This window comes from Burkholderia sp. BCC1208 (genome assembly GCF_902833095.1).
Classification (GTDB): domain Bacteria; phylum Pseudomonadota; class Gammaproteobacteria; order Burkholderiales; family Burkholderiaceae; genus Burkholderia.
In genome coordinates this window covers 128,784-142,540 of the sequence record NZ_CADFDY010000006.1, presented here as the reverse complement: position 1 = coordinate 142,540, position 13,757 = coordinate 128,784, and the positions used below count along the sequence as shown (strand labels likewise).

Annotated in this window: 14 protein-coding genes; 3 read left to right on the top strand and 11 right to left on the bottom strand. The window is 67.0% G+C overall.

Features of this window, described 5'->3' with window-relative positions:
* Nucleotides 1-20: 20 nt before the first annotated feature.
* A complete protein-coding gene (locus tag HWX09_RS15675; RefSeq protein ID WP_143751619.1) occupies nucleotides 21-317 on the bottom strand; it encodes a hypothetical protein in 297 nt (98 codons plus the stop codon).
* Nucleotides 318-326: 9 nt separating this feature from the next.
* Here HWX09_RS15675 and mutS point away from each other — a divergent pair, with 9 nt between their 5' ends.
* Nucleotides 327-2,984, top strand: a complete 2,658-nt coding sequence (gene mutS / locus HWX09_RS15670) for a DNA mismatch repair protein MutS (RefSeq protein ID WP_027784830.1) — start codon at nucleotides 327-329, stop codon at nucleotides 2,982-2,984.
* Entirely contained in the window at nucleotides 2,965-4,236 is a 1,272-nt protein-coding gene (locus tag HWX09_RS15665) for a hypothetical protein (protein ID WP_152777306.1), read from the top strand. The genes mutS and HWX09_RS15665 overlap by 20 nt, the downstream gene beginning before the upstream one ends.
* On the opposite strand, the gene HWX09_RS15660 is transcribed toward HWX09_RS15665, so the two are convergent.
* Nucleotides 4,216-4,758 (bottom strand): peptidylprolyl isomerase, encoded by a 543-nt coding sequence (locus HWX09_RS15660; protein ID WP_027784832.1) that lies wholly within the window; start codon nucleotides 4,756-4,758, stop codon nucleotides 4,216-4,218. The genes HWX09_RS15665 and HWX09_RS15660 overlap by 21 nt on opposite strands.
* 32 nt (nucleotides 4,759-4,790) lie before the next feature.
* Between HWX09_RS15660 and HWX09_RS15655 the strand changes: the two genes are divergently transcribed.
* Nucleotides 4,791-6,011 carry a cupin domain-containing protein gene (locus HWX09_RS15655; protein WP_027784833.1) on the top strand — a complete coding sequence of 407 codons (1,221 nt, stop codon included), beginning with the start codon at nucleotides 4,791-4,793 and terminating at the stop codon, nucleotides 6,009-6,011.
* A gap of 302 nt (nucleotides 6,012-6,313) precedes the next feature.
* On the opposite strand, the gene HWX09_RS15650 is transcribed toward HWX09_RS15655, so the two are convergent.
* The 9 genes from HWX09_RS15650 to HWX09_RS15610 form a co-directional block, all read right to left on the bottom strand.
* Nucleotides 6,314-6,517: a hypothetical protein gene (locus HWX09_RS15650; RefSeq protein ID WP_175888588.1), complete on the bottom strand. Its 204-nt coding sequence runs from the start codon at nucleotides 6,515-6,517 to the stop codon at nucleotides 6,314-6,316.
* Between the two features lie 103 nt (nucleotides 6,518-6,620).
* Complete coding sequence (locus HWX09_RS15645) at nucleotides 6,621-7,397, bottom strand: MBL fold metallo-hydrolase (RefSeq protein WP_027784834.1); 777 nt, start codon at nucleotides 7,395-7,397, stop codon at nucleotides 6,621-6,623.
* 4 nt (nucleotides 7,398-7,401) lie between these two features.
* Nucleotides 7,402-8,547, bottom strand: coding sequence for an outer membrane protein assembly factor BamC (bamC, locus tag HWX09_RS15640; protein WP_027784835.1), 1,146 nt, complete (start codon nucleotides 8,545-8,547; stop codon nucleotides 7,402-7,404).
* Between the two features lie 111 nt (nucleotides 8,548-8,658).
* Nucleotides 8,659-9,564, bottom strand: a complete 906-nt coding sequence (gene dapA / locus HWX09_RS15635) for a 4-hydroxy-tetrahydrodipicolinate synthase (protein ID WP_027784836.1) — start codon at nucleotides 9,562-9,564, stop codon at nucleotides 8,659-8,661.
* A gap of 46 nt (nucleotides 9,565-9,610) precedes the next feature.
* Nucleotides 9,611-10,213: a class I SAM-dependent methyltransferase gene (locus HWX09_RS15630; protein WP_027784837.1), complete on the bottom strand. Its 603-nt coding sequence runs from the start codon at nucleotides 10,211-10,213 to the stop codon at nucleotides 9,611-9,613.
* Nucleotides 10,214-10,221: 8 nt separating this feature from the next.
* On the bottom strand, nucleotides 10,222-11,424 hold the full coding sequence (locus HWX09_RS15625) for a tryptophan--tRNA ligase (RefSeq protein ID WP_027784838.1): 1,203 nt from the start codon (nucleotides 11,422-11,424) through the stop codon (nucleotides 10,222-10,224).
* 8 nt (nucleotides 11,425-11,432) lie between these two features.
* Entirely contained in the window at nucleotides 11,433-12,095 is a 663-nt protein-coding gene (locus tag HWX09_RS15620) for a site-2 protease family protein (RefSeq protein WP_027784839.1), read from the bottom strand.
* A gap of 47 nt (nucleotides 12,096-12,142) precedes the next feature.
* Complete coding sequence (locus HWX09_RS15615; protein ID WP_027784840.1) at nucleotides 12,143-12,775, bottom strand: L-threonylcarbamoyladenylate synthase; 633 nt, start codon at nucleotides 12,773-12,775, stop codon at nucleotides 12,143-12,145.
* 72 nt (nucleotides 12,776-12,847) lie between these two features.
* Nucleotides 12,848-13,678, bottom strand: coding sequence for a 3',5'-nucleoside bisphosphate phosphatase (locus HWX09_RS15610; protein ID WP_027784841.1), 831 nt, complete (start codon nucleotides 13,676-13,678; stop codon nucleotides 12,848-12,850).
* Nucleotides 13,679-13,757: the final 79 nt, after the last annotated feature.

The window sequence follows — 13,757 nt, the reverse complement described above, 5'->3', positions numbered from 1 at the left end:
CGCATTCCATTTAAACGTATTTAAGTTTCGGTTTTGCGGGGTTGATTGGTGTAAGTCCCGAGAGCATCGGCAAATGGTAGAGCCGACCCACGTTCGGACTCGCGACCGACGTGCCGCTCAATCAGTTTGATGGCGCCGGGCGCCCAACGCTGCGAGAGCAGTTCGGCAAAGTCGGGCCCTTTGCGGGTGGGCAATCGGGTGAGTACGTCCGTCAAATCTCGACTGTGCGCCATCGCCAACAACTGGCCGAATGGCGAACTTCGCGCGTACACGTCGAAGCCACTGGTAAACTCGGGCAACCCAAGCAACAACTTCATGCCTGACCTATGACCACGCTGTCGCCCGAGGCCTTTGCCGGCCATACCCCGATGATGCAGCAATACCTGCGCATCAAGGCCGATCATCCGGACACGCTCGTCTTCTACCGGATGGGCGACTTCTACGAGCTGTTCTTCGAGGATGCGGAAAAAGCGGCACGTCTGCTCGACCTGACCCTCACGCAGCGCGGCGCGTCGGCCGGCACGCCGATCAAGATGGCCGGCGTCCCGCATCACGCGGTCGAACAGTATCTGGCGAAGCTCGTGAAAATGGGCGAATCGGTCGCGATCTGCGAGCAGATCGGCGATCCGGCCACGTCGAAGGGCCCGGTCGAGCGCAAGGTCGTGCGCGTCGTCACGCCCGGCACGCTGACCGATGCCGCACTGCTGTCCGACAAGAACGACGTCTACCTGCTCGCGATGTGCACCGGCCACAACAAGCGCGGTGTCGCGGTCAATATCGGCCTCGCGTGGCTGAACCTCGCGAGCGGCGCGTTGCGGCTCGCCGAAATCGAGCCCGAGCAGCTTGCCGCCGCGCTCGAACGCATCCGGCCGGCCGAAATCCTGACGCCGGACGGCGCAACCGATGCCATTCCCGCCGGCGTGGGTGCGAGCAAGCGCGTGCCGGCCTGGCACTTCGACATCGCGTCGGGCACGCAGCGCCTGTGCGACCAGCTGGACGTCGCGAGCCTCGACGGTTTCGGCGCGCATTCGCTGACGAGCGCATGCGGCGCGGCCGGCGCGCTGCTGCTCTACGCGGCGGCCACGCAAGGCCAGCAACTGCGGCACGTGCGCAGCCTGAAGGTCGAGAACGAAACCGAATACATCGGCCTCGATCCGGCTACGCGCCGCAACCTCGAACTGACCGAGACGCTGCGCGGCACCGAGTCGCCCACGCTGTATTCGCTGCTCGACACCTGCTGCACGACGATGGGCAGCCGCCTGCTGCGCCACTGGCTGCATCACCCGCCGCGCGCCTCCGTTGCCGCGCAGTCGCGCCAACAGGCGATCGGCGCGCTGCTGGACGCACCGGCCAACGCGAGCCTCGATGCGTTGCGCAGCGCGCTGCGCCAGATCGCCGACGTCGAACGGATCACCGGACGTCTCGCACTGCTGTCCGCGCGCCCGCGCGACCTGTCGAGCCTGCGCGACACGTTCGCCGCGCTGCCGGCACTGCGCGAGCGCATCGGCGCGATCGTCGCGAACGCGGATGCCCTCGCGCGCGTCGATGCAGCGCTCGCGCCACCCGCCGAATGCCTCGACCTGCTGACGAACGCGATCGCGACCGAGCCGGCCGCGATGGTGCGCGACGGCGGCGTGATCGCGCGCGGCTACGATGCCGAGCTCGACGAGCTGCGCGACATTTCGGAGAACTGCGGGCAGTTCCTGATCGATCTCGAAGCGCGCGAGCGCGCGCGTACCGGCATCGCGAACCTGCGCGTCGAATACAACAAGGTGCACGGCTTCTACATCGAGGTCACGCGCGGCCAGACCGACAAGGTGCCCGACGATTACCGCCGCCGCCAGACGCTGAAGAACGCCGAACGCTACATCACGCCGGAACTGAAGACCTTCGAGGACAAGGCGCTGTCCGCACAGGAGCGCGCGTTGGCGCGCGAGCGCGCGCTGTACGACTCGGTGTTGCAGGCGCTGCTACCGTTCATCCCGGAGTGCCAGCGCGTCGCATCGGCCCTCGCCGAACTCGACCTGCTGGCCGCCTTCGCCGAACGCGCTCGCGCGCTCGACTGGGTCGCGCCGACCTTCACCGACGAGATCGGCATCGAAATCGAGCAGGGTCGTCATCCGGTCGTCGAAGCGCAGGTCGAGCAGTTCATCGCGAACGACTGCCGGTTCGGCACCGAGCGCAAACTGCTGCTGATCACCGGGCCGAACATGGGCGGTAAGTCCACGTTCATGCGGCAGACCGCGCTGATCGCGCTGATGGCGTACGTGGGCAGCTACGTGCCGGCGAAATCGGCGTGCTTCGGCCCGATCGACCGGATCTTCACGCGCATCGGCGCGGCCGACGATCTCGCGGGCGGCCGCTCGACCTTCATGGTCGAGATGACCGAAGCCGCGGCGATCCTCAACGACGCGACGCCGCAAAGCCTCGTGCTGATGGACGAGATCGGCCGCGGCACGTCGACCTTCGACGGCCTCGCGCTCGCCTGGGCCATCGCGCGCCACCTGCTGGCGCACAACGCGTGCTACACGCTGTTCGCGACGCACTACTTCGAGCTGACGCAACTGCCGGCCGAATTCCCGCAGGCGGCCAACGTCCACCTGTCGGCCGTCGAGCACGGCCACGGGATCGTGTTCCTGCACGCGGTCAACGAAGGCCCGGCGAACCAGAGCTATGGCCTTCAGGTCGCGCAGCTCGCAGGCGTCCCGGCGCCCGTGATCCGCGCCGCGCGCAAGCACCTCGCGTACCTCGAACAGCAGTCGGCATCCCAGCACACGCCGCAACTCGACCTCTTCAGCGCGCCGCCGGCGGCCATCGACGATCTCGAATGCGCGGACGCGCCGGCGCTGCCCGACGCGCCGCATCCGGCGCTCGAGAAACTACGCGACATCGATCCCGACGATCTCAAGCCGCGCGAGGCGCTCGACCTGCTGTACGAACTGCGCACGCTGGTCCGGTCGCACGATGCCGACGGGCACGCGTAAGCGCATTGCGCGGGGCCTGCCGGCCCGCGCCGCCGCCGCGCTCGCCGCGACACTGCTTGCGCTGGCGCAGGCCGGTGCGCTGGCCGCGCCGCCCAAGCGCAGTGCCGCGCCCTACTCGTTCGCGGTCGTGTCGGGCGTCATCAATGGGCCGTCTGACGAACCGGCCGCGCAGCGGCTGCTCGATGCGATCGCACGCGAGCGCAACCTCGCGTTCGTCGTCTACGCGGGCGACATCAAAGGTTCGAAGGAAGCATGCCGCGACACGCTGTATTCGCAGCGCGGCGCGATCCTGGATTCGGCGCGCGTGCCGCTCGTGTTCATTCCCGGGCACGACGACTGGATCGCGTGCAACACCGCGGCCGGCGGCGGGTACGATCCGGTCGAGCGGCTCGATTTCCTGCGACAGACACTGCTCGCCGACTCGGCGCTGCCCGACCCCGGTGCACTGCAGATTACGCGGGAGAGCGAAGTCGCACGGTTCCGGCCATATCGCGAGAACGCGCGCTGGATGCGCGACGACATCGTCTACGTCGCACTCAACGCGCCGGCGCCGAACAACCATTATTCGACGGCGGGCGGCCGCAACGGCGAATTCGAGGACCGCATCATCGCGAACGGCTTCTGGATCGACCATACGGCCGAATATGCGAAGCGGCGCGAAGCGCGCGCGATGGTCGTGATTTTCGAGGGCGATCCGCAGTTCGAACGCTACGAACGCTCGGAGCGCTTCGCGTGGCTGCGTTTCAACCGGCCGCGCGTACGCGACGGCTTCCGTGAACTGAAACGAACATTGGTGAAGGCGGCGGCGACGTTCCGCGGCCCGATACTGGTGATGCACGCGAGCGGCGAACCGCTGGCGAACGGCTTTCTGATCGACCGTCCGCTGCATGCCGACGACGGTGAGTTGGTAGGAAACGTGACGCGCGTTGCGATCGGACCGCGCAATCCGGCGAATCAGTGGGTCAAGGTGACCGTCTCGCCGGCGCGGCAGACGATCTTCAACGTGAGCCTGCAGGAGGTGCCGAAGAACCTGCCGGTACCGCCCACGCTGCCGCTCGTGCCGCGCGACGACGTGCCGCTGCCGCAGATGCCGGAAATCCCCGCGCTGCCGGCGCTGCCCGACTCGTCGTCGGTCGCGCCGCCGTTGCAGGGCGACGGCGCCGCACCAGGCGGCGCGTCGTGGCCGGCACCGCCCCCCGCATCAGGGCCGGCGCCGGGCCTGCCGGCAAGCTCAGTGCAGGGTACGCCCTGACGGCGCTTCGCCGTCCTCGTCGTCATCCTCGTCGACGATCTCCAGCCCTTCCGCGCCATGCGCGTGCTCGTGCTCGATTTCGTCTTCGGTGGCTTCGCGCACGTCCTTCACGGTCAGCGCGAAACGCAGCGCCATGCCCGCCAGCGGGTGATTGCCGTCGAGCACGACCTTGTCTTCGGCGATATCGGTGACCGTATAGATCAGCGAGTCGACTTCCTCGTCAGCGTCTTCCGGCGTGCCTTCGAACTGCATGCCCACTTCGAGCGGCTCGGGAAAACGATCGCGCGGCTCGATCTTCACGAGCTCGGGATCGTAGTCGCCGAACGCGTCCTCCGGCTCGAGCTGGATCTGCGCCTGGTAGCCCGCCTCGTGCCCGTCGAGCTGTTCCTCGATCTTGGGGAACGTGCCATCATAGCCGCCGTGCAGATAGACCATCGGCTCGTCGCTTTCCTCGATCAGATTGCCCTGTGTGTCCGACAGCTTGTAAGTGACCGATACGACGGTGTTTTTTGCGATCTTCATCCAATTCTCCCAATTACAAGTCTCATTATACGATGCCCAACCGGTCTCAAGCCGAACCGCGGGATACCGCTGCGGCCACGCTCGGCGCGCCGCCCCCCGATCTTCCCACGCCGCTGCTCGGCGGTCTCACGCCGGCGCAATTCATGCGCGGCTACTGGCAAAAGAAGCCGCTGCTGATCCGCCAGGCGATCCCCGGCGTCGCATCCCCGGTCACGCGCGATGCATTGTTCGAGCTCGCCGCCGACTATGACGCGGAATCGCGATTGATCACCCATTTTCGTAACAAGTGGCAACTGGCGCAGGGTCCGTTCGAGCCGGACTCGCTGCCCGCGGTCACGCGCAAATCCTGGACCTTGCTCGTGCAGGGACTCGACCTGCACGTCGACGCGGCCCGCGCGCTGCTCGACCGCTTCCGCTTCATCCCCGACGCGCGGCTGGACGACCTGATGATCTCGTATGCGACGGACGGCGGCGGCGTCGGCCCGCACTTCGATTCATATGACGTATTCCTGCTGCAAGTCGAAGGCCGGCGCCGCTGGCGGGTCGGCGCGCAGAAAGATCTGTCGCTGCAGCCGGACGTACCGCTGAAGATCCTCGAAAACTTCGAGCCGAGCGACGAATGGGTGCTGGAGCCCGGTGACATGCTGTACCTGCCGCCGCACATCGCGCACGACGGCGTCGCCGAAGGCGAGTGCATGACCTGCTCGATCGGCTTCCGGGCCCCGTCCGCCGGCGAGCTGGGCGCCCAGTTCCTGTACTACCTCGCGGAGCGCGGCGGCCTGCGCGACGCGGGGGGCGACGATCTCTACCGCGATCCGAAGCAGCCGGCCGTCGACGCGCCCGCGCAACTGCCGCCGGCCATGGTCGAACGGGTCGCCGAGATCGTCGACGCGATCCGCTGGCGCAAGCGCGACGTCGCCGAATTTCTCGGCTGCTATCTGAGCGAGCCCAAATCGAACGTCGTTTTCGACGCGCCGGAGCGTCCGCTGTCCGAGGCCGCGTTCGTCACGCAAGCGTCCCGCCGTGGCGTGAGTCTCGACAGAAGGGCCGCATTGATGTATAACGCGCGCTCGTACTTCATTAATGGCGAGGAAGGACCGCTCGAGCAAGCCGATGAATGGCTGCCCGAACTGGCCAATCACCGCCAGATGGAGGCGAAACGGTTTGTAACACTATCCCGGGTTCCCTCGATGACAGCCTTGTTGCACGAGTGGTATCGTGCGGGCTGGATACGGGTCGGAAGCCGGAATTAGTGTGAGTCGCCCCGTATGCCCGTCCAGATCAAATTCTGTATGGGAAAGACAACGTATTGACCCCGCATTTGTCGACGGTCGATAGGAAAGTGCATATAATTTCCGCCCAAGCCGTAGGGAAGATTCACGCTCTAGAAGTGCGTCTCCACCAGCGGCCCAGGTCGGTGTTGGAGCACATTACCGGTATTGTTTCGCGCTGTTGCTTACCTTTAACCATAAAAGGACGTGATCATGAAGAAATCCCTCCTCGTAGCTTCCCTGTTGGCTGCTGTTGCACTGGCTGCTTGCAACAAGAGCGCTGATCAAGCTGCTTCGTCGGCTGCAAGCGACGCTTCGGCTGCTGCTTCGTCGGCTGCTTCGGCAGTTGCTGGTGCTGCGAGCGACGCTTCGGCTGCTGCTTCGTCGGCAACGGCTGCTGCGAGCGACGCTGCTGCTGCAGTGGCGTCGGCTGCTTCGGCAGCGACGGCTGCTCCGGCTTCGGGCGCAAGCCAGTAAGCCTTCAGCATTAGCTGAAAAAAAACCGGCCCGAGGGCCGGTTTTTTTACGTCTGTCGCTTTCGAATCGAGCGGCCGCCAGCCGCCTGGAGCCGCCGCAGCGGCCCTGCCCCGCTCATCCGAGCATCAGCCAGTCGAAGCCCGCGTCCTGCGAGGCCACGATCACGTCTTCCCCGTCCGTCCCGAGTACGCCGCCAAACGCCCGGCGAGCCAGTTCCGGCAGGTTGTTCTGCTGGCTCAGATGAGCCGCGACCAGATGCTGGAGACGGCTGCGTTCGAGCGACGCGAGGATGTCGGCCGCCGCGTCGTTGCTCAGGTGGCCATGGTTGCCGCCGATCCGCGCCTTCAGCGACTGCGGATAGCGGCTGGCGGCGAGCATCGCGGTATCGTGGTTGGATTCGAGCACGAGCGCGTCGCAGCCGCTCAGGACGGCCGTGATGTGCGGCGTGGCCATCCCGACGTCCGTCAGCACGCCGAGCCGGCGGCTTCCGTCCGTGAAGACGAACTGGAGCGGTTCCCGCGCATCGTGGGGGACCGTATAGGGCATCACGGCCAGATCGCGTATCGCGGCCGTCTCGTCGCCCCATAGCACGTGGAGATCGACATCGGCCTCGTCCGCGCCGACCGCGCGCGCGGTGCCCCAGCTCATGTAGAGCGGCAGCGAGGCACGGCGCGCGAGCGTCAGCGCACTGCCGACGTGGTCGCTGTGTTCATGGGTGATGAGAATCGCATCGAGATCGGCGATGCAGAGATTCAGTCGGCCGAGCCGGCGCTCGACCTCCTTGGCGGAAAAGCCGCAGTCGAGCAGCACGCGCGTGGTCGTCGTGCCGCTCGAGGCCTCGACGACGAGCGCGTTGCCTTCGCTGCCGCTTCCGAGGCTGGAGAATCGCACGCGCTCAGTTCAGCTGCGCGTGCAGCAGCGAAATGAGCCGCTGCGCGTCCGACGAGTTGTCGACCTGGCCGTTCGCGCCGACCACCGCGACCTGCGTACCGCCATTGCCCTGCGAACGCACGTTGATCAGATATTCCTTGCCGGGCTTGGCCGCCGACGGGCCGCCGTAGAACAGCTTGCCGAACAGGCCGTCACGCTTGAGCTCTTCCATCGAGTTCGCGTAACGCACGGTGTACACGCCCTTCTCGCGGTCGCGATTGTCGACCGTGAAGTTGGTCCGGTCGAGCGCCAGGCCCACGCGCAGCCACGCGCGGTCGAACGACTCGGCCAGTTGCAGCGTCGCTGCGCCGCCGCTCGTGTCGCCGACCTGCGCCGGCGCCGTCGCGGGGCGCGCATCGGTCAGCAACTGCTTCGCCTGTGCGTCGGTCAGGCCGAACTTCTGCATCAGCTTCGACAGGAACACGGCTTCGAGCACCGGGTTGCGCGGACGCTCTTCCCAGCGCGACGACGTGCCGCCCTGCGGGCCGACCATCATTTCTTCCATCGCGCTGTGCGTGATCGAGATGTCGGTATTGCCGTCCGACGTCCGGTTCACGAGCGTGCGGAAGCGGTCGCGCGTACCCGACGAATAGGCGAAATCGATGACCTTGCCGATCGTGCGGCGGAACCAGTCGTCCGGAATGTTCGCGCGGTTCTCGGCCCAGTCGGTGGCCATGATGCCCGTCGACGGCGCATCGGTCTTCAGCGAGAAGCCGTTCTCCTGCCAGAACTCCTTCAGGATCGGCCACAGCTGCTCGGGCGTTCGGCCGTCGACGACGAGCCAGCGGCGGTCACCGTCGCGCTCGATGTGCATGCCGAGCGGATCCTGCGCGCTCGGGATGCCGTCGGTCGCGTTGCCGGCCTGCGTCGTGGCCCGCGGCGGCAGCGTGCCGAGCCCGGCGTTGGTCGGCGGCGCGACGAACTGCTGCGTCGTCGGCACCGGCTTCAGGTCGCTCGGCACCGCGAGCGGCGGCGCCGAGCCGGTATTCTTGTAGTTGACCCGGTCAGGGGCCAGGTAGTCGTTCAGCGTATCGCAGCCAGCGAGCGCGCCCAGCGCCAGCGCCACCACCGACAACTGGATGGCGCGAGAGGAAATGGCGAAACGTTTCATGAAATCCTTCGTCTTGCTAGAACGCTCGTCAGGAGCGGCGCCGGACGGAGCCGGCCGGTGCGGGTTGATCAGGGGTCGAGCCGGCGGCCGCAGGACGCGGCCGCCTGGGCATCAGGCGAGAACGCCGGCCTCGACGAGGGCCGAACGCACGGCATCGTGACAGCGCTCGTCGAGCGCCGTGAGCGGCAGCCGGATGCCGCCCTGCATCTTGCCCATCGCCTGCAGCGCCCATTTCACCGGGATCGGGTTCGCTTCGATGAACAGGTTCTTGTGCAGCGACAGCAGCTTCATGTGCAGCGTGCGGGCCGTCTGCACGTCGCCGGCCAGCGCCGCGCGGCACAGCTCGCTCATCGCGCGCGGCGCGACGTTCGCGGTCACCGAGATGTTGCCGTGGCCGCCGAGCAGCATCAGCGCGATCGCGGTCGGATCGTCGCCGCTGTAGATCGCGAAATGCTTCGGCGCGGCCTTGATCAGGTGCGCGGCGCGATCGATGTTGCCGGTCGCTTCCTTCACGCCGATGATGCCCGGTACCTGCGCGAGGCGCAGCGTCGTCTCGTGCGCCATGTCCGCGACCGTACGGCCCGGCACGTTGTACAGGATCACCGGCAGGTCGACCGCTTCGGCGATCGTGCGGAAGTGGCGGTACATGCCCTCCTGCGTCGGCTTGTTGTAGTACGGCACGACCTGCAGCGTCGCGTCCGCGCCGACCGCCTTCGCGTGCTTCGTCAGCTCGATCGCCTCGGCGGTCGAGTTGCCGCCCGCGCCCGCGATGATCGGGATGCGTTTGCCCGCATGCTCGACCGCCGTGCGGATCATCAGGATGTGCTCTTCGACGCTGAGCGTTGCCGACTCGCCGCTCGTACCGACGACGACGAGCGCATCGGTGCCTTCCGCGATGTGCCAGTCGATCAGTTTGCGAAACGCCGGCAGATCGAGACTGCCGTCTTCGAGCATCGGGGTGACGATCGCGGGGATGCTGCCGCGGATTTGAATGCCGTCTTGGGTGCCGTTAGCCATGAAACGCGATTGAATGTGTACCGGTAAACATTGAGATTGTAGCGGATTAGCCGGGCAGTTCGTAACGTGGAATTCCCGCCCCCGCCTTCGGGGTCGCGCCCTCGCGCACCGCGCAGAGACGCTGGACGAACGCCTCGCGCGGCGCGACGACGAAACCGTCCTCGTACGCGACCACCCGCAGGTGGCCGCGCACGGCGTCCAGCAACTCGCCGGGGGCGAGCAGGAACGCGGGGTTGGACGGTTTTCCGACCGTTTCGTTTCCTTGCGCGAAGGTTTCGTAGATCAGCACGCCGCCCGGCGCCACGGCATCGAGCAGATAGGGCCAGAGCGGGCGATGCAGATAGTTGGTGACGATCACGGCCGCGAACCGCTCGCCGGCCGGCAGCGGCCACGGCGCGCCTTCGAGATCGGCCGCGCGGGCGGCGACGCCGGGAATCGCGCGCAACGCGGCCAGCGCGGCCGGATCGCGGTCGAGCGCGACGACCGGATGCCCGCGCGAAGCGAACCAGCGCGCATGGCGGCCGCCGCCCGCGGCGACGTCGAGCATCGCACCGCCGGCCGGCACGAGCCGCGCCCATTGCGCAACCCAGCGCGACGGCTCGGCCTGGCCGACGTGGCCGCCCGCGGCGGCGATGACGGACTCGCTCATGCGCCGGATCAGTTGTACGACAGGCCCATCGCGTCGCGCACGTCGCGCATCGTTTCCGTCGCGTACTTGCGCGCCTTGTCGCAACCGTCCGCGACGATCGCGCGCAGCAGCGACGGATCGTCCATGTATTTCTGCGCACGCTCGAGCATCGGCTGCTGTTCGCGCAGGATGCCTTCGACGACCGGCTGCTTGCAGTCGAGGCAGCCGATGCCCGCCGAGCGGCAGCCCTTCTGCACCCATTCGTGCGTCGCTTCGTCCGTATAGACCTGGTGAAGCTGCCACACCGGGCACTTGTCGGGATCGCCCGGATCGGTGCGGCGCACGCGTGCGGGGTCGGTCGGCATCGTGCGGACCTTCTTCGTGATCGTCTCGGCGTCTTCACGCAGGCCGATCGTGTTGCCGTACGACTTGGACATCTTCTGCCCGTCGAGGCCCGGCATCCGCGACGCCTCGGTCAGCAGCGCCTGCGGCTCGACCAGGATGATCTTGCGCGCGCCTTCGAGATAGCCGAACAGGCGCTCGCGGTCGCTCATCGACAGGCTTTGCGATTCCTGCAGCATCGCGCGCGCCTGTTCGAGCGCCTCGTCGTCGCCTTCCTGCTGATACGCGTTGCGCAGCTCGTGATAGAGCTTCGCGCGCTTGCCGCCGAGCTTCTTCGCGGCTTCGAGCGCCTTCTCCTCGAAACCGGGCTCGCGGCCGTACAGATAGTTGAAGCGGCGCGCGATCTCGCGCGTCATCTCGACGTGCGGCACCTGGTCCTCGCCGACCGGCACGAGCGAGCCGCGATACAGCAGGATGTCGGCGGCCATCAGCACGGGGTAGCCGAGGAAGCCGTAGGTGGACAGATCCTTGTCCTTCAGCTTCTCCATCTGCTCCTTGTAGGTCGGCACGCGTTCGAGCCAGCCGAGCGGCGTGCTCATGCCGAGCAGCAGCGCGAGTTCCGCATGTTCGGGTACCTTGCTCTGGATGAACAGCGTCGCCTGCCCCGGATCGATGCCGGACGCGAGCCAGTCGATCAGCACGTCCCACACGTTCTTCTCGATGACCTCGGGCGTCTCGTAGTGCGTCGTCAGCGCGTGCCAGTCGACGACGCAGAAGAAGCACGGGTACTCGGACTGCAGCTTCACCCAGTTTTTCAGCACGCCGTGGTAATGACCGAGGTGCAGCGACCCGGTGGGTCGCATGCCGGAGAAAATACGTTCTGGGAACATGATTGTCGTTAGAAAAGCGAGGCGAAGGGAGACAGGATGGCGTTCAGGACGGCATAGCCGACGTTGACGAGCGGACGCAGCCAGAAGTTCGTCAGCACGCCCGTCGTGACGAGCACGAGGACGATGATGAAACCGTACGGCTCGATGCGCGACAACGCGATCGATTGCCTGGTCGGCAGCAACGCCGCCAGGATGCGGCCGCCGTCGAGCGGCGGCAGCGGAAACAGGTTCAGCACGCCGAGCACGAGGTTCGCGCTGACGCCGGCGAACGCCATCCGCGTGAAGAACGGCTCGTCGATGCCGACGGCCGGCAGCACGAGGGTCAGCAGGCCCCAGACCAGTGCCTGCACGAAGTTGCAGGCCGGGCCCGCGAGCGCGACCCACAGGCTGCCCCAGCGCGGATTGCGCAGGTTGCCGAACGACACCGGCACCGGCTTCGCATAGCCGAACAGGAACGCGCCGCCGGTCAGGAAGTACATCGCGAGCGGAATCGCGATCGTGCCGAGCGGGTCGATGTGGCGCATCGGATTGAACGACACGCGCCCCATCGCGTAGGCGGTGTTGTCGCCGAGCAGGCGCGCGGCGTAACCATGCGCGGCCTCGTGCAGCGTGATCGCGAAGATCACGGGCAGCGCGTAGACGGCGATGGTCTGTATCAGGGAAGCATCCATATCGCGTTATTGTAACAAGCGCACTCGCGCAAAAACGGCACGGCGCGTCATGCGGCCGAGAGTCCGAACGGTTCGAGCGCGCCGCGGCCCGCGCGGACGAGTTCGGGCGCATCGCCGGTCAGGTCGATCACCGTCGACGGTTCGCGCGGACACGCGCCGCCGTCGATCACGAGATCGACCTGTTTCTCCAGCCGCGTGCGGATTTCTTCGGGATCGTTCAGCGGTTCGTCGTCCGGCGGCAGGATCAGCGTCGTGCCGAGCAACGGCTGGCCAAGCGACTCCAGCAGCGCGAGCGTGATCGCGTGATCGGGCACGCGCAGCCCGATCGTCTTGCGCGACGGGTGCGACAACCGGCGCGGCACTTCCTTCGTCGCCTGCAGGATGAACACGTACGGGCCCGGCGTCACCGACTTGATCTGCCGGTACTGGCGGTTGTCGACCATCGCGAAGTTGGCGAGCTCGGACAGGTCGCGCACGAGCAGCGACAGGTGCTGCTTCTCGTCGAGGCCGCGAATCCGGCGCACGCGCTCGACCGCATCCTTGTCGTCGAGATGGCACGCGAGCGCATAGCTCGAATCGGTCGGCATCGCGATCACGCCGCCCTTGCTGACGATCTCCGCCGCCTGCTTGATCAGGCGCGGCTGCGGATTATCCGGATGAATCCTGAAGAACTGGGACATGGGGACACGTAAAGAGGGAGAAGTCGGATGCGCGCCTCGGCGGCAACGCGGGCGGCCCGAAGCCGCCGGGCGTCAGAGCCAGCGCTCCCAGACCGGCGTCAGGTCGGGCGGCAACGGCGGCAGGCCGCCGAGCTCGATGCGGCCCTCGCCCGGCGCGTGGAAATCCGAGCCGCGCGACACTTCGAAGCCGAAGCGGCGCGCAACGTCCGCGTATTCGCGGTACTGGTCGGGCGTGTGACTGCCCGTGATGACCTCGATCGCGCGGCCGCCGAGATCGATGAACTCGCCGAAGAACGCGTCGAATTCGACCGGCGTATAGCGATAGCGGCCCGGATGCGCGACCACCGCTTCGCCGCCTGCCGCGCGGATCCAGCCGACCGCGTCGGACAGGGACGCCCAGCGATGCGGGACGAAGCCGGGCTTGCCGTCGCCGAGCAGGCGGTCGAACACGTCGGACGTCGATTCGGCGTGGCCGTTCTCGACGAGAAAGCGCGCGAAGTGCGTGCGCGAGATCAGATCGGGATTCGATACGTATTTCAGCGCGCCTTCGTACGCGTCGGGAATACCGAGCGTCGCGAGCTGCTCCGCGATCGCCAGCGCGCGCGCCGCGCGGCCGTGGCGCGTGCGGTACAGGCCGTCGACCAGCACCGGATTGGCGGGATCGATGTGCAGACCGACGATGTGCACGGTGCGCGAGGCCCACGTGACGGAAATCTCGACGCCGCTCAGGTAGCGCATGCCGAGCGCTTCCGCCTCGCTGCGCGCCGCCGCCTGGCCGCCGATCTCGTCGTGGTCGGTCAGCGCCCACAGGGTCACGCCGCCCGCATGCGCACGGCGCGCGACGTCGGCGGGCGACAGCAACCCGTCGGAAACATTGGAATGGCAGTGGAGATCGGCGTTCATCGTAGGCATGGCAGGTAAGGCCTCATTCTACTGCAACGCGGCAATTGCGCCGCCCGCCTGCCGCGCCGACGGCGCCACG